This window comes from Cryobacterium sp. PH31-AA6 (assembly GCF_030063195.1).
Taxonomy (GTDB): Bacteria; Actinomycetota; Actinomycetes; order Actinomycetales; family Microbacteriaceae; genus Cryobacterium.
In genome coordinates, this window is the sequence record NZ_JASISS010000025.1 from 30,805 (window position 1) to 45,990 (window position 15,186).

The window sequence follows — 15,186 nt, forward strand, 5'->3', positions numbered from 1 at the left end:
TCCGCCCGCCGGCGTCGCTGGGCGTCACGTCGGCCGGCCCGACGGCGCGAAAATGCTACGCTCCCGGCATGCGTATCAAGATGTGTAGTGTGCACGTGAACGACCCGGCGACCGCGTTCGACTTCTACACCTCCGTGCTCGGATTCACGGCACACCTGATCCTGCCGGAACACCAGCTCTACGTCGTCAAGTCCCCGGAAGACCCCACCGGCGTCGGCCTCCTCCTCGAGCCCAGCGACAACCGAGTCTCCACGAAGTACGCCCAGGGCCTGCGCGCCCTCGGGCTGCCCGCGATCGTGTTCGGCTCCCCCGACGTGCGCGCCGACTATGACCGGCTGTCCGCGCTGGGCGTGCACTTCATCGGCGAGCCGAGCACGGATGCCACCGGCACGTCGGTTCTCTTCGACGACACCTGCGGAAACCTGATCCAGCTCCACCAGGACTCACCCGCCCGCCAGGGCTGAACCTCTCCGTCGGCGCCGAGCGGTTCCCTCCCCCCGAACCGGGAAGTCCGGAATACCGGCGGGCCGGCATCCGTTGACGCCACTGTGAGCCATTCCGCGAACGACCTCCTGCCTCCCTCCACCGGTATGGGCGCGGTGACCCTCCGGGTCGGCAACCTCGACGCCATGATCGCCTACTACCGGGACGCGGTCACCCTCACGGTGCTGAGCCAGGACGGCCCCGTCGCCGTGCTCGGGCGCGGAAACACGCCGATCGTCATCCTCCAGCACGCCCCCGAGCTGGCGGCGGCCGAGCCCCGCTCGAGCGGGCTCTTCCACACGGCGATCCTCTTCGACACCCAGGCCCAGCTCGCCGCAGCCGTCTACTCTGTCGGCACGAAGCATCCGGGCACGTTCACCGGCAGCGCCGACCATCTGGTCAGCCAGGCGTTCTACTTCACCGATCCCGAGGGCAACGGGATCGAACTCTACTGGGACCGGGAACGCACCGCCTGGACCTGGACGCACGGCCAGGTCGAGATGGCGACCCTCTACCTCGACCCGAACGCCTTCATCGGCGAGCACCTCACCGAGGCAGGTCAGGCTGATCCCTCGGCGGGCCACGCCATCGTCGGTCACGTGCACCTCTCCGTCGGCCACGTCGCGACGGCCCACGAGTTCTACGTGGGTCGACTCGGCTTCGAGGCGACCGCGTCCCTCGGCGGCGCGGCGCTGTTCGTCTCGGCGGGCGGATACCACCACCACATGGCGATGAACACCTGGAACAGCTCCGGATCCGGCAGGCGCCGGCTCGCGCTCGGACTCGGCCAGGTGGACATCATCCTGCCGACCGTTGACGACATCGGCGCGCTCGACGAGCGAATGAACCACTTCGGCGTCGCGACCCGCCACGACGGGCAGACCCTCGGCTTGGACGACCCCTGGGGCAACCAGATCGTGGTTCGCGCGCGCTAGATGTACCCGGCCATGAACGAGGGTTTGGCCGTCGAGTAGCTAGTCGGCGTGCGGTGCAGCGTCCGCGGCGCCCGCCGGGCCGGAACCCGTGGCGGCCCAGAAGTCGTCGAGCACGGCGGCGGTGCCGGCCGGATTCTCCAGCTGGGGCGAGTGGGCCGCGTCCGGGATGACGGAGTACCGCCCGTCGAGAAGCAGCGCCATGGTGCGCTGCCACTCCTGCGGCCAGGCGTCGTCTGCGGCGCCGTGGGCGACGAGCACGGGCAGCCCGGTGGCGAGCAGCTCGCCGGTGCTGTCGGTGTCATCGGAGAGGATCTCGGCGCCGGATATCAGGTTCTCGTCGCTGGTGCGCCCCATCCGCAGTCGACGGAACGCCTCATCGGTGGTGAGCGCGGAATCGGGGCGGCCGACGGTCTGCGGGTTGTCCTCGTTCCACCAGGCTTCCGAGCCCCGCGAACGCACGATGTCGGCCTCCCGGTCCAGTCGCCCGGCCCAGCCGTGCGGGCCGGAGCACAGCATCGTGAGGTCGGCGAAGCCGCCGGGGGAGGCGATCACCGCGGCTCGGGCCACGACCCCGCCGAAGCTGTGGCCCAGCAGATGCACGGGCCGACCGTCGCCGACTAGTTCTGCCACGGCGAGCACGTCGCCGGCGAACCGATCGAGGGTGTAGTTTTCGGACCCGGCAGGCGCCGCCGAATCGGCCTGGCCGCGCTGGCTGTAACTCCAGGCGTCCCAGCCCAGCTCGGCCAGCAGCGGAAGGAACCCGGTGAAGTCCTCCTTGGAGCCCGTGAAGCCGGGCACGAGCAGCACGACGCCGCGGGCCGGGGCGTCCGGCCGGGAGCGGATCGCGGTCAGGCGACCGACCGGCAGGTCGAGGCCCAGGTGGGCGACGGCATCCGTCGGCGGAACCGGGAGGGTTCCGAACGGGGCCACGGCCGGCCAGCCGGCGGCGGTCATATCGCGCTCCGTCATCAGGCTCCCAACGACGGCGCCGACCCTGTTCCCGTCGCCGGCGGGCGGGCTGCGGCACGCTTGCCGCGCCGGGACAGTCCGTGCACGGCCGCCTGGAATTCGCGGGCCGCCAGCGGGCGCCCAGGCAGCTTCGGCCGGTCCAGGTCCTTCGCGCGCAGACCGTCGAGCACGATCGAGAGCTGACGGCGCCACTGGCCCGTGTAGCCGCCGCCCAGCGTGCCGAGGGAGCCGACCATCGTGACGAGCACGGCGAGGTCGACCGCGTCGACGTCCTGGCGCAGCGTGCCGTCGCGCTTGGCCTGGGCCACCAGGGACGCGATCGCGGTCTTGAATTCCTTGCCCTTGCCCAGGGTGGGGTCGATCGTCTCCATCCGCTTGAGGATCGCCGGGAGCGCGGGGTCGGCGACGAGCCATTCGGCCACCCGCTCGGTGTAGACGACGATGCCCTCCCACGCCGTCGGAGCGGCCGTGATCTCGTCCTTCACTGTGGCGAGCTCGGCGAGGGCGATCTCGTGCAGGGCACGGATGAGGTCGTCTCTGGTCGGGAAGTTGCGGTAGAGGGTGGCCACGCCGACGTCGGCCCGGCGGGCGATTTCCTCCAGGGACGCGTCGACACCGTGCACGGCGATCAGGGCGCGCGCCTCCAGGAGGAGACGTTCGCGGTTCTGTCTGGCGTCACGCCGTCTCGGCTGCGCCCCGTCCTGCTGGGTCTGCTCGGGCGAAGTCATGGGCTTGATTCTAGGACCCCAACCTCCGACTTGGCGGAGGGGATCCTCCACGACCGGAGTTTGCGGGTCGTCATGTTGCGTCCACCGGCGTGTCCCACGAGAATGCAGTCAACCAAACCTGGCACTGCGGCCCGATGTCTGTCGTGCGGAACGGAGCACGCATGTCCGCCCTGAACAACACCCGGGACTTCGATCCGGAGATCGTGACCGATTTCCGGGACCGGATGAGCTACGGCTCCTACCTCGACCTGGACACCCTCCTCAGCGCCCAGAACCCGGTGAGCTCACCGGAACACCATGACGAACTCCTGTTCATCATCCAGCACCAGACCACCGAACTCTGGCTCAAACTCGTGCTGCACGAGCTGCGGGCCGCCACGGAGCACCTCCGCCGTGACCGCATCTCCCCCGCCCTCAAGTGCATCGCCAGGGTCAAGCACATCCAGCGCACGCTGACCGAGCAATGGTCCGTGCTCGCCACCCTCACGCCGAGCGAATACGCCGAGTTCAGGGGGGTGCTCGGCAACTCGTCCGGGTTCCAGTCCTACCAGTATCGGGCCGTGGAGTTCGCGCTCGGCAACAAGAACCGGCGCATGCTCACCGTGTTCGAGAGCGACCCCGTGGGGCACGCGCTGCTCACCGAGATGCTCGAGGCGCCCAGCATCTACGACGAGTTCCTGCGCTACCTGCACCGCCAGGGCTTCTCGATCCCGACCGAGGTGCTCGAGCGGGACGTGACGGAGGCGTGGGTGCTGCATCCGGAGCTGGTGGCGGTTTTCCGGACGATCTACGAGAACGCCACCCTGCACTGGGGCGCCTACGAGGCCTGCGAGGAGCTCGTCGACCTCGAGGACAACTTCCAGCTCTGGCGGTTCCGCCACCTGAAGACGGTGCAGCGCATCATCGGGATGAAACACGGCACCGGCGGGTCGAGCGGAGCCGCGTTCCTGCAGAAGGCGCTCGAGCTCACGTTCTTCCCCGAGCTGTTCGCCGTGCGCACGGAGCTCGGCAGTTGAGCCGCAGGCTGGGCGCCACCGCATGACCGGCACCGTCTATCCCGGCTTCCTCGACGCGCACGTGCACCTCGCCCTGATCGACCCGTCACTCCTGGCGGCGGGCGGAATCGGCAGGGTGCTCGACCTCGGCGGCCCGCACCCGACGCCGGATGCCGGCGGCCCCGGCCCACGGGCGACCTTCGCCGGCCAGTTCCTCACCGCACCGGGCGGCTACCCGGCCAGGCAGGACTGGACACCGTCCGGCAGCGTGCGCGAGGTGACCGGCGCCGCGGATGCCGCGGCCGCCGTGGACGGGCAGCTCGCGGCCGGCGCAGCCGTGATCAAGGTCACCCTGAACTCGGCGGCGGGGCCGGTGCTGCCTGGCGACGTGCTCGCGGCGATCGTCGCGAGAGCCCACGAGCGGGGCGTGCCGGTCGTTGCCCACGCCGAGGGTCCCGGCCAGGCCCGCGCCGCCTTCGACCTGGGGGTCGACGCCCTCGCACACACCCCATTCGACGAGCCGCTGGACGCCGACCTCATCGGCGCCATGGCCGGGCGGATGACCTGGATCAGCACCCTCGACGTCCACGGCTGGGGTCGGCGTGACCCGGCCTTCGCCACCGCGAGCGACAACCTGCGCCGGTTCCACGCCGCCGGCGGCCAGGTGCTCTACGGCACTGACCTCGGCAACGGGCCGCTTCCGACCGGACTCAACCGGCGCGAACTCGACGCCCTGCTGGCCTGCGGGCTCACCCCCGACGACCTCCTCCGCGCCCTGACTATCGACTCCATCGGCGCCTTTCCGGCCGCGCTGCCGCGGCCAGGCGTCGGGCATCCCGTCACGCTCATCCCCGGCGACCGACCGGGCGACGCGCGAGGCTTCACCGCCTGGCTGTGCACGGCCCGCGTGGTCCCGGCTGCGGCTGCCCGGGAAGTCGGTCATCATAGGAGCGTGCCGCCCCAGCCGTCCGAACCCGAGGAAGCCCGATGACCCCCAGCACCGACACCAACCACGCCGGCCTCGGCGGCCAGGATGCCCAGCTCGCCTTCGCGCGCCGGATGGACCGCATCGATGGCCTCGCCCACTACCGCCGCCAGTTCGTCGGCACGGAGACCGTCGGCGACGCCACCCCGAACCCGTTCGCCTACCTCGACGGCAACTCACTCGGCCGGCCCACCCTGGCCAGCGTGGCCCGAATCACCGAGTTCCTCACCCACGATTGGGGCACCCGGTTGATTCGCGGCTGGGATGACGAGTGGATGGACCTCCCCCTGAAGATCGGTGACGACCTCGGCCACGCCGCCCTGGGCGCCGCGCCCGGCCAGGTGTTCGTCGGCGACTCCACCACCGTGCTGCTCTACAAGCTGGCGCGCGCGGCCGTGGACTACCGCCGGATCGACAACGTTCCCGTGCGCACCGAGATCGTGCTCGACACCGACAATTTCCCCACCGACCGCTACCTGCTCGAGGGCATCGCCGCCGAACGCGGGTTGACCCTCAACTGGATCCACTCCGATCCGGCCTCCGGGGTCACCGTTGACCAGGTTCGGCACGCGGTCGGCCCGCAGACCGCCCTCGTGCTGCTCAGCCACGTCGCCTACCGCTCCGGCTTCCTCGCCGACATGCGGGCGATCACCGAGGTCGTGCACGCGGCGGGCGGGCTGGTGCTCTGGGACCTCAGCCACTCGGTCGGGTCCGTGCCGGTCGAACTCGATCTCTGCGACGTCGACCTGGCCGTCGGCTGCAGCTACAAATATCTGAACGGCGGACCGGGCGCCCCCGCGTTCGGTTACGTCCGGCACGACCTGCAGGACGTGCTCACCCAGCCGGTCCAGGGCTGGATGGGAACCAAGGACGTCTTCACGATGGGCCCGGGCTACGTGCCGGCCGACGGCATCCGTCGTTTCATGAGCGGCACACCCGCCGTCGTGGGCATGCTCGCCATGCAGGACACGATCGCCATGATCGAGGAGGCCGGCATCGACCAGGTGCGCGCGAAATCGGTGGCGCTCACCGAGTTCGCGCTGAGCCTCGTCGACAGCTGGCTGGCGCCGCTTGGCGTGCGGGTGGCCTCACCTCGGGAGCACACGCACCGGGGTGGGCACGTCACGATCAACCACCCCGCCATGCGCCAGGTCACGAAGACGCTCTGGGAGCACGATGTGATCCCGGATTTCCGGGGCCCCGACGCCCTGCGGATCGGGCTCTCGCCGCTCAGCACCAGCTTCGTCGAGACCTTCGAGGGCGTCGCCGCGATCCGCGACGTGCTCCGTGGGGTGCTGCTCGGTCAGAGCGGGCTGGCGGCAGACACCGACGCCGGGCGCGGCACCGCGGCTGCCCTGTAGAATCGTGGAATCCACCCCCTGACGTCTCCGGAGTGAACCATGCCAACAATCGTCGTAGAAGTTATGCCCAAGGCCGAGCTGCTTGACCCGCAGGGCAAGGCCGTCGCCGGCGCTCTCGGTCGCCTCGGCAAGAGCCGGTACACCAGCGTTCGCCTGGGCAAGCGGTTCGAGATCACCGTGGACGGCCACGTGGACGATGCCGTGCTGGCCGAGGTCACGGAACTCGCCGACACCGTGCTCTCCAACTCCGTGATCGAGGACGTCGTCGGCATCCACGTGCTGGAGGCACCCGCCGGAGAGACCCACTGATGCGCGTCGGCGTCGTCACCTTCCCCGGCTCGCTCGACGATCGCGACGCCCAGCGCGCCATCCGTCTGGCCGGCGCGGAGCCGGTCGCCCTCTGGCACGGCGAGCACGACCTGCACGGCGTCGACGCCCTGGTGCTGCCGGGCGGCTTCAGCTACGGCGACTACCTGCGCTGCGGGGCCATCGCCAGCCTGTCCCCGATCATGGCCGAGGTCATCGACGCGGCCAACAAGGGGATGCCGGTGCTCGGCATCTGCAACGGCTTCCAGATGCTCGCCGAGGCGCACCTGCTCGAGGGCGGACTGATCCGCAACGACCACGGCCTCTTCATCTGCCGCGACCAGAAGCTGCGGGTCGAGAACAACAGCACCGACTGGACCGGCGACTTCGAGGCCGGCCAGGAGATCACCATCCCGCTCAAGAACGGCGAGGGCGGCTTCATCGCCTCGGCCGAGACGCTGGAGCGGCTCGAGGGCGAAGGCCGCGTCGTCGTGCGTTACCTCGACGTCAACCCGAACGGCTCCCTGAACGACATCGCGGGCGTGACGAATGCCCGCGGCAATGTCGTCGGTCTGATGCCGCACCCCGAGCACGCGGTCGAGCCTGGCTTCGGTCCCGACACCTCCGACGCCATGCGCAGCGGCGTCGACGGGCTCTCCTTCTTCACCTCGGCGATCACCCGGATGCTCACCCCCGCCTAGTCCGTTCCCCGCGAGCAACTCGCGCCAGACCCCGCTGAGGCGCGGAAAAGACACCCTCCCAGCGCCCGCCAGGGTGCTTTTTCCGCGCCTCAGCGACCGCGCGTCTCAGGCCGCGCGCCTCAGGCCGCGTAGGCGGCGCGCAGCTCGGCGATGTCGATCTTCGCCATGGCGAGCATCGCCTGCATGACCCGGCCGGAACGCTCCCGGTCGGGGTCGCCGAGCAGCTCCCCGAGAAGCGGCGGCACAATCTGCCAGGACAGCCCGAACCGGTCCTTCAACCAGCCGCAGCGGCCGGGCTCGCCACCCTCGGTGAGCCTCGACCAGAGGTCATCGATCACGGGCTGGGTGTCGGCTCGCACGAAGAAAGAGATTGCCTCCGTGAACGGGAACTGGGGCCCTCCGTTGAGGGCCTGGAACTCCAGCCCGTCGAGCGCGAACGACACCGCCATGGCCGTTCCGCCGACTCCCGGCATGTCGTCGGGGTAGCGCGAGACGCTCCGCAACTCGGAATTAGGAAACACCGACACGTAGAACGTGGCGGCCTCCTCGGCCTGGCTGTCGAACCAGAGAAACGGGCTGATCGTTGGCATGCTTGCTCCTGGCTTCGAGGACCCCCTTGCGCAGGTCGTGATGAAACGGATCCGACCTCGATCGTAGTGAACGGTCCCGCGCCGGGCTAGGGGGAGACGTCACTCCGCCGGAGCGTAGTCTGAGGTCACCGGCCAAACGGTCGACAATGATGTTCCGTGGCGAAGAAGAGAGCGTGTGATGAGCGGCAAATACGAAGTGTATGTCGACAGATCCGGCGGCTACCAGTTCAGGCTCAAGGCCAACAACGGTGAGGTCATCGCCACGTCGGAAAGTTATATGACCAAGGCCGCTGCGATCAAGGGGATCGAATCCCTGAAGTCCCACGTCAAGTCCCACGTCGTCGACCTGACGGAACCAGCCAGCTGACACGGAAATCGCCGCTCACCCGGCACAGCGTGCGGTGAACGGCGATCCCGTCGATCGGGCGGCTCAGCCGTTGATCACCTGGGGCACTCCGAGCGCTTTGAGGCCGTCGACGCCGAACTCCAGGCCGTAGCCGGACTGCTTGGATCCGCCGAAGGGGATCATCGGGTGCACTCCGCCGTGCCCGTTGATCCAGACCGTCCCGGTTTCGAGCCGCGCCGCCACTTCGCGCGCCTTCGCGAGGTCGGAGGACCAGACCGATCCGCCGAGCCCGACGTCGACGCCGTTCGCCTGCGCGATGACGTCGTCGAGGTCGGTGTAACGGATGATCGGCAGGACCGGCCCGAACTGCTCCTCCATGACGAGCGGGTTGGCGTTGTCGATGTCGGCGATGAGCGTGGCCGGGTAGAAGTAGCCCGGCTGGTCCAGCTTCGGGTCCCCACCGAGGAGCACGCGTGCGCCGGATGCCTTCGCGGCGTCGACGAGGCGGGACACGATGTCGAACTGCGCCTTGTTCTGCAGCGGGCCGAGCACGTTCTGCTCGTCCAGTCCGACCCCCATGGGCATGGCCGCGGCGACCGCGGTCAGCTCGGTGCAGACGGCGTCGTAGATGTCGTCGTGCACGTAGAGCCGCTTGAGGGCGGCGCAGGTCTGGCCGGTGTTGATGAAGGCACCCCAGAACAGGCCCTCGGCGATCGCCTTCGGGTCGGCGTCGGCGAGAACAATACCGGCGTCGTTGCCGCCCAGCTCGAGGGTGAGGCGCTTGACCGTGTCGGCGGAGCTCTTGATGATTGCCTTGCCGGTGGCGGTCGAGCCGGTGAACATGACCTTGCCGATGTCCGGGTGGCCGGAGAGGCGCGCGCCAACCTCGCGGTCACCGCAGACGACGGTCAGCAGACCGGCCGGCAGCACCTGATTCATCACCGCGACCAGGGCCAGCACGCTCAGGGGCGTGTATTCCGACGGCTTGACCACGACGGCGTTGCCCATCCGCAGCGCGGGGGCGATCTGCCAGATCGCGATCATCATCGGCCAGTTCCACGGTCCGATCGCGCCGACGACACCGATTGCGCGGTAGTGCATCTCGGCGTGGACCTGGCCGTCATCGACGACGACCTCGGCCTCGAGCGGGGTGGCGGCGGTGGCACGCAGCCAGGCGGAGCAGGCTCCGACCTCGAACCGGGCGTTCGGCCCGTTGAGCGGCTTGCCCTGTTCCCGGGACAGGAGCTGGGCGAGCGGCTCAGCGGAGGCGTCGATGGCGTCGGCAACCCGGTTCAGGATCGCGATGCGTTCCGGGTGGCCCAGGGCCGCCCAGGCCGGCTGGGCCGCGACGGCCGTGGCAACGGCGCGGTCGAGATCGTCGACGGTGTCTACGGGGGCCAGGCCGACAACGGCTCCCGTCGCGGGGTCGAGGATCTCCCTCGTCGGTCCCGACTTCGGTGTGATCGTCGCGAGAAGAGCGTCGTAGGTGTCCATGGGTCCTCCACTGTGAGTCCGTTAGTACCCTGACCGTATCCAGCCGGGGTGCCGCCCGGTTTGTTGGAGCGCGCACCGCGGTTGTCGGATGGTGCAGACCCCGCCGCGGTGACGCTCTCGCTACGAGGCGTTTTCCGGTGCTCTTCCCTCGTCAGCCGGGTTGCCGCTTTCGGCTTGCTGGATGGCCCACGCGGCATTGACCAGACCGACGTGACTGAAGGCCTGGGGAAAGTTGCCCAGCTGCTCGCCGGTTTCCGAGTCGATCTCCTCGGCGAGCAGGCCCACGTCGTTGATGTGGCTCACGGCCCGCTCGAACACCTCGCGAGCCTCACCGGACCGACCTCCGGCGGCGAGCACGTGGGCGAGCCAGAAAGTACAGAGCAGGAAGGTGCCCTCGGTGCCGGTCAGGCCGTCGACGCCGGTGTCAGTTTGGTACCGATAGACCAGCCCTCGGGTATCCATGAGCCGCGCGCTGATGGCATCCGCGGTGGCGAGGACGCGGGGGTCGGATGCCGGCAGGAATCCCACGATCGACATCATCAATGACGACGCATCCAGCTCGGGCGAACCAAAGGCCTGCGTGAAGGCGCCTGCCTCCGCGTTCCATCCCTTCTCGAGGATGGTGGCGCGGATCTGTGCGGCCGTCGTTGACCACTCATCGATTCGGTCGGTTGCGTGCAGCTGGTCAGCCATGGCGATTGCCCGATCGAGGGCCACCCAGCACATCAATTTCGAGTACAGGAAGTGGCGCGGGGCACCACGGACTTCCCAGATGCCGTTGTCCGGCTGCTGCCATTGGCTTGCGGCGGCGTCGGCGAGGGCGACCAGGAAGGTTCGCGTGGCCGGTTCGATATCCCCGAGTTGCCCTCGAAGTCGGAACGCGGCATCGAGGAGTTCGCCGTAGACATCGAGTTGCGGTTGGTCCCAGGCGCCGTTTCCGACCCGTACGGGGCCGCTCCCCCGCCACCCGGCCAGTTGCGGGAGGACCCGTTCGGACAGGTCGTGTTCGCCGCCGATGCCGAACATGATCTGCAGATGACGGTCGGGGCGGGAGTGCGCGGCGGCAGCGGTCATGAAGGCGAAAAATTCGTGGGCTTCGTCGGGACAGGCAGCAACCCAGAGTGCCTTCATGGTGAAACTGGCATCGCGCACCCACGAGTAGCGGTAGTCCCAGTTGCGGGCACCGCCGATTTCCTCGGGCAGGGATGTCGTGGCGGCGGCCACGATCGCACCGGTGGGCTGGTAACTCAGCGCCTGCAGCACCCGTCCCGAGTGATGCACCAGCTCCCGCCACGGCCCGTCATAGCTTTGGTGCATCGCCGACCACTGCTGCCAACTCGCGGTCGTGGCCGCCAGACCGGCCGCGATCGCAGCCTGGCTATAAGCACCCGGTAGCGGCTCGCCGAGGCGAGTGCGCTGCAGGGCAAAATACCGGTGTTGCCCCGCCTCGAGAGTGAACCGAACCCGGATCTCCCCGCCGAGACCCGTCACGGGGGCGGGAAGCGACAGGGTGAGCCGGCCCGAACCGCCCGTGGCGACGACACCGGAATCGATCTCCGCAAAGACCGGGACCACCAGACCGTATTCGGGTCGAGGTCGGCAGACCATCTCGATGGTGACCCGCCCGCTGGTGCAGCGAACGCCGCGCAGCAGGGTATGTGGGGCGTTCTCGCCGAGGCGGTGTGGATCGACCCCGCCCCCCAGCTCGAGGGCGTCGAGGAGTTCGAGGGTGCCCTCGTCGGTGTGGAAGGTGGTCTGCAGGGCCATCGTTCCAGCCACATACGCCCGGGTTGACGTACTCGGCGCACTCGGTCGGATCGACCAGTGCCCGGCATTGTCGTCCAGGATCGACGCGAACACGGATTCGCTGTCGAACCGGGGAAAGCACAGCCAGGCGATCGAACCGTCCCGGGTCACCAGGGCGGCGGAGTGTCGATCCGAGAGCAGTGCATGGTCGGCGATCGGGAGGTCACTCATCCGAGTCCTTCCGCGCCGGCCGGTTCCCTGACTCGTGCGCCTTCCCCGGCCGGGGAGACAATCGTGTCGATGATGACCTCCGCGTGCAGGGTTCGGTGCACGGGGCACTTGTCGGCGATTTCGCGCAGTCGCCGGCGCTGGCTGTCGTCGAGGTCGCCGTCGAACCGGATGACCCGTTCGATCCGGTCCACCTGTCCGGTTTCGGTTTCGCAGTCCGCGCAGTCCTGCGCGTGGATTCGGCCGTGCCGGAGGGTCACGGTGACCTTCTCCAACGGCCACTTCTTACGCTCGGCATACATTCGCACCGTCATCGAGGTGCACGCGCCCAGACCCGCCAGGAGGAAGTCATACGGTGACGGGCCGGTGTCGGTGCCGATCGGTTCGGGTTCGTCTGCCGTGAGCCGGTGCCGGCCGATTGTGATGTTCTGGGCGAAGGCGCCCGTGCCGCTTTCGGACACCACGACCAGCCCTTCGGCCGGATCGGCCGCCGGCGCGGGAGCGATCGGCTCCGGGACCGGGTCGAACGCGTAACGGCTGGCCCAGGTGGCGAGCATTCCTGCCGCAAACGTGGCATCGGCGGGTTTGGTCAGCAGATGGTCGGCTCCGTCGAGTGCGACGAACGACTTGGGGTGCCGGGCCGCATCGTAGATGCGCCGCGCGTTGTCCGCGTCGACGGTGCTGTCGACGGGTGAGTGCATGACGAGCAGGGCCGCACCCAGGTTGCGGATGCGTTCGGCCTGCGGTTGCGCGGCGATGTCGTCGAGGAACTGCCGACGGATGCGAAACGTACGGCCGGCGAGGCATACTTCAGCCTCTCCGCGCGCTTCGATCTCGGCGCGGTTCTCAACCAGGAGATGAGCGAGGTGGTCGGGGTCTGCCGGAGCCCCGATGGTAACCACAGCCCGTACTTCGGGGATGCGGTGGGTGACGGCGAGCACGGCCGCCCCGCCCAGTGAGTGCCCGATCAGAAGCGAGGGTGCCGCATAGTGCTCACGGAGAAACCCGGCGGCGTGGACCAGATCGTCAATGTTGGAGCTGAAGTTCGTGTTGGCGAAGTCGCCCCCGGACTGGCCCAGGCCGGTGAAGTCGAATCGGAGGACCGCGATGCCGAAATCGGTCAGGGCTCGGGAGATCCGGGCGGCGGCGAGCACGTCTTTGCTGCAGGTGAAGCAGTGCGCGAACAAGGCATACGCTCGGGGTGTCGTGTCCGGGAGGTCCAGCCGCGCTGCCAGAGGCGACCCTTGGGATCCGGGGAATTCCAATCTCGTGCTCTGCCTGCTCATGTTTTCCGTCTCTGTCTGTGTTCTACCCACCAACCTAGGCGCCGGCCCTCAGGACTTCTGCGATCTGGGACACACAGGACACCCCTCGCGGTTTAGGGGATCGTACCGGCAACCACACGAATATGCCCGCCCCGCAGGAATGTGGACCGCACATTCAGGCCGTCGCGTTCGATGACGGTCCAGGGGCGATCCAGAGTCACCGCTGCGGCGCGCAGTGGGACCTCAAGCGCACGGCGCAGAAGGCGTCAAACATCCGCTTCAGTCTCGCCCGTTCCCGGTGCGGCTTTCACGCGTCGCCGGGCCCCTTTTCCCAGATACAGCCCGAGCACGGTCAGGCCGCCCAGCACCCCGACGGCGAGCCAGAACGGCCAACCCAATTCGAGTCCGAAGGCGCCGATGGCGACGTAGGCGAGGGTACCCGGGATGATACCCAGGGCCGTGCCGAGCGCGTAGTCGACGCGACGCACCGCGGTAAGCCCGGCAGCGTAGTTGATGACGGTGAAGGGCAGCACGGGGATCAGCCGGGCGCCGATGACCGTGACAAGGCCCTGCCTGCGCAGGAGTTCATCGATCCGAGCGACCCGAGCGCCGGTGAATCGTTCGACGGCTTCCCGGCCCAGAAAACGCCCGATCACGAAGCCGAACGTCGCGCCAAGCAGAGCGCCGAGATACACCAGCAGGGATCCGAATCCGAACCCCCAGGTCAGGCCGGCCGCGATACTGAGCACATTCTTCGGCACCGGCGTGAGCGTGAGCACGCCGTAGGCGAGCACGAACGCGAACACCCCCATCGCCCCGGCGCTGCCGGCAGCGGCACGGATTTGATCGACCGTGGGCATCGGCAGCACGATCTCTACGACGACCACTCCGATGATGAAGACCCCGAGCATGCCAAGTCGCCAGAACATGCGTCGATGGCCGTTCGAAGCGGCGGTAGTGCGCACGTGATCCTTCCAACTGCAGGGAAGCGTTGTTCCGCGGTTTACCCTAGTCGAAACGGATCGGCCCTCCCGCCCGCGGCATCACCCAGAAGAACGGCAAACCCCACCACCCGCAAACCCAAGGGAAAGTCGAACGCCTCCAGTAGACCCTGCAGAAATGATTGACCGCCAAAGCGGCGCAAGCCACCACGCACGCCCCACTACAGCTCCTCCTCGAGGAATTCGCCGAGGAATGAAACCAGAGGCGCCCACACCACTCGCTGCCCCACCGGGCAACACCCGCCACCGCCTGAACCATCAACGCTGCCACCAGAGGGATCCTCCGCGAAGCCACCATCGACCTCAGCCGGGACTACCAACCCCGAGGCACAAAAAAATAGCTCGAACCCACAATCCGTGGGTTCGAGCTATTCCAATGTCTTGCGACTTCACACACTGCGGAGACGGTGGGATTTGAACTCTATTATGACCCTTAACCCTATGTCACAACCCCTCAACTCCCCCGTATTTACGCGGATGTTGGGTTAGATGACACGGCTTGAATTGGCGTCAATTCCTAGAGAGTGTTGTCAAAATGTTGTCACGCTCACTCGGGCTTGTCGAATGGAAGAGAGTCCAGATAGGCAAGCAGTTCGACGGCGGTCAGAATCCTCTTTCCGTCAATCCAACGAGGGGCGATGTCACCGCGAGCAATGATCTGCTCGAGCTTGGAAGCCGAGATGCCTATGGCCTCTGCGGCCTCGACAACAGAGTAAGCGAGCGGCGGACGGGGCGCGCGCGGTTCTGCCATGTCGCAATTCAACAACAAATTGGCGAGCGGCGTAAAGTCGGGGGCATGGACGACAGAGTGACGCCTATTTGCGATCTGTGCCTGCTCCCCATGGCCGCTGAGGTACGAAACAACGCCGTCGTGTGGGCATGCCCGGAATGTGGGCTAGTGAGGCTGTAGGGCCATTCAGGGGTGCGAGAGCACCCGCTCAACCGTGGGGGGACGGGAGCGGGTGCCTAGTGAAGAATAGCCGGTGCGCTCGGGGAGCGGGGAGCACGACAAAAAGCCCCGCCTGTCATCCGTGAGGACAACAAGCGGGGCTA

The 15,186-nt window shown here is 68.0% G+C and carries 16 protein-coding genes; 8 read left to right on the forward strand and 8 right to left on the reverse strand.

Annotation, left to right across the window (positions count from 1 at the left end; all coding sequences use genetic code 11):
- Positions 1-68: 68 nt before the first annotated feature.
- Both QMG61_RS14385 and QMG61_RS14390 read left to right on the forward strand, forming a co-directional pair.
- The gene (locus QMG61_RS14385; RefSeq protein ID WP_283495020.1) at positions 69-464 is read left to right on the forward strand and encodes a VOC family protein; all 396 of its coding nucleotides are present in this window, start codon (positions 69-71) and stop codon (positions 462-464) included.
- Positions 465-590: 126 nt separating this feature from the next.
- Positions 591-1,418, forward strand: coding sequence for a VOC family protein (locus tag QMG61_RS14390; RefSeq protein ID WP_283495036.1), 828 nt, complete (start codon positions 591-593; stop codon positions 1,416-1,418).
- A gap of 39 nt (positions 1,419-1,457) precedes the next feature.
- Here QMG61_RS14390 and QMG61_RS14395 read toward each other — a convergent pair whose 3' ends face one another.
- Both QMG61_RS14395 and QMG61_RS14400 read right to left on the reverse strand, forming a co-directional pair.
- Positions 1,458-2,387 (reverse strand): alpha/beta fold hydrolase, encoded by a 930-nt coding sequence (locus QMG61_RS14395; protein ID WP_283495021.1) that lies wholly within the window; start codon positions 2,385-2,387, stop codon positions 1,458-1,460.
- Entirely contained in the window at positions 2,387-3,115 is a 729-nt protein-coding gene (locus tag QMG61_RS14400) for a TetR/AcrR family transcriptional regulator (protein ID WP_283495022.1), read from the reverse strand. The genes QMG61_RS14395 and QMG61_RS14400 overlap by 1 nt, the downstream gene beginning before the upstream one ends.
- A 161-nt stretch (positions 3,116-3,276) precedes the next feature.
- Between QMG61_RS14400 and kynA the strand changes: the two genes are divergently transcribed.
- From kynA to purQ, 5 genes are read left to right on the forward strand one after another with little or no spacing between them, the layout of a single operon-like run.
- On the forward strand, positions 3,277-4,131 hold the full coding sequence (gene kynA / locus QMG61_RS14405; RefSeq protein WP_283495023.1) for a tryptophan 2,3-dioxygenase: 855 nt from the start codon (positions 3,277-3,279) through the stop codon (positions 4,129-4,131).
- Positions 4,132-4,153: 22 nt separating this feature from the next.
- Positions 4,154-5,101 (forward strand): amidohydrolase family protein, encoded by a 948-nt coding sequence (locus QMG61_RS14410; RefSeq protein ID WP_283495024.1) that lies wholly within the window; start codon positions 4,154-4,156, stop codon positions 5,099-5,101.
- Positions 5,098-6,456 carry a kynureninase gene (locus QMG61_RS14415; protein WP_502847047.1) on the forward strand — a complete coding sequence of 453 codons (1,359 nt, stop codon included), beginning with the start codon at positions 5,098-5,100 and terminating at the stop codon, positions 6,454-6,456. Before QMG61_RS14410 ends, QMG61_RS14415 begins: the two co-directional genes overlap by 4 nt.
- Positions 6,457-6,495: 39 nt before the next feature.
- Complete coding sequence (purS, locus tag QMG61_RS14420; protein ID WP_283495025.1) at positions 6,496-6,765, forward strand: phosphoribosylformylglycinamidine synthase subunit PurS; 270 nt, start codon at positions 6,496-6,498, stop codon at positions 6,763-6,765.
- Complete coding sequence (gene purQ, locus QMG61_RS14425) at positions 6,765-7,463, forward strand: phosphoribosylformylglycinamidine synthase subunit PurQ (protein WP_283495026.1); 699 nt, start codon at positions 6,765-6,767, stop codon at positions 7,461-7,463. The genes purS and purQ overlap by 1 nt, the downstream gene beginning before the upstream one ends.
- Positions 7,464-7,582: 119 nt before the next feature.
- Here the strand turns inward: purQ and QMG61_RS14430 are convergent, their stop codons facing one another.
- Positions 7,583-8,053 carry a VOC family protein gene (locus QMG61_RS14430; RefSeq protein WP_283495027.1) on the reverse strand — a complete coding sequence of 157 codons (471 nt, stop codon included), beginning with the start codon at positions 8,051-8,053 and terminating at the stop codon, positions 7,583-7,585.
- A 178-nt stretch (positions 8,054-8,231) separates the two neighbouring features.
- Between QMG61_RS14430 and QMG61_RS14435 the strand changes: the two genes are divergently transcribed.
- On the forward strand, positions 8,232-8,420 hold the full coding sequence (locus QMG61_RS14435) for a YegP family protein (RefSeq protein WP_283495028.1): 189 nt from the start codon (positions 8,232-8,234) through the stop codon (positions 8,418-8,420).
- Between the two features lie 63 nt (positions 8,421-8,483).
- Here QMG61_RS14435 and QMG61_RS14440 read toward each other — a convergent pair whose 3' ends face one another.
- From QMG61_RS14440 to QMG61_RS14460, 5 genes are all read right to left on the reverse strand, one after another.
- Positions 8,484-9,893: an aldehyde dehydrogenase family protein gene (locus QMG61_RS14440; protein WP_283495029.1), complete on the reverse strand. Its 1,410-nt coding sequence runs from the start codon at positions 9,891-9,893 to the stop codon at positions 8,484-8,486.
- A gap of 120 nt (positions 9,894-10,013) precedes the next feature.
- Positions 10,014-11,870 (reverse strand): glycoside hydrolase family 15 protein, encoded by a 1,857-nt coding sequence (locus QMG61_RS14445; RefSeq protein WP_283495030.1) that lies wholly within the window; start codon positions 11,868-11,870, stop codon positions 10,014-10,016.
- On the reverse strand, positions 11,867-13,153 hold the full coding sequence (locus QMG61_RS14450; protein WP_283495031.1) for a bifunctional alpha/beta hydrolase/OsmC family protein: 1,287 nt from the start codon (positions 13,151-13,153) through the stop codon (positions 11,867-11,869). Before QMG61_RS14450 ends, QMG61_RS14445 begins: the two co-directional genes overlap by 4 nt.
- Positions 13,154-13,398: 245 nt before the next feature.
- Positions 13,399-14,061: a TVP38/TMEM64 family protein gene (locus QMG61_RS14455; protein WP_283495032.1), complete on the reverse strand. Its 663-nt coding sequence runs from the start codon at positions 14,059-14,061 to the stop codon at positions 13,399-13,401.
- A gap of 619 nt (positions 14,062-14,680) precedes the next feature.
- Entirely contained in the window at positions 14,681-14,884 is a 204-nt protein-coding gene (locus tag QMG61_RS14460; RefSeq protein WP_283495033.1) for a helix-turn-helix domain-containing protein, read from the reverse strand.
- Positions 14,885-15,186: the final 302 nt, after the last annotated feature.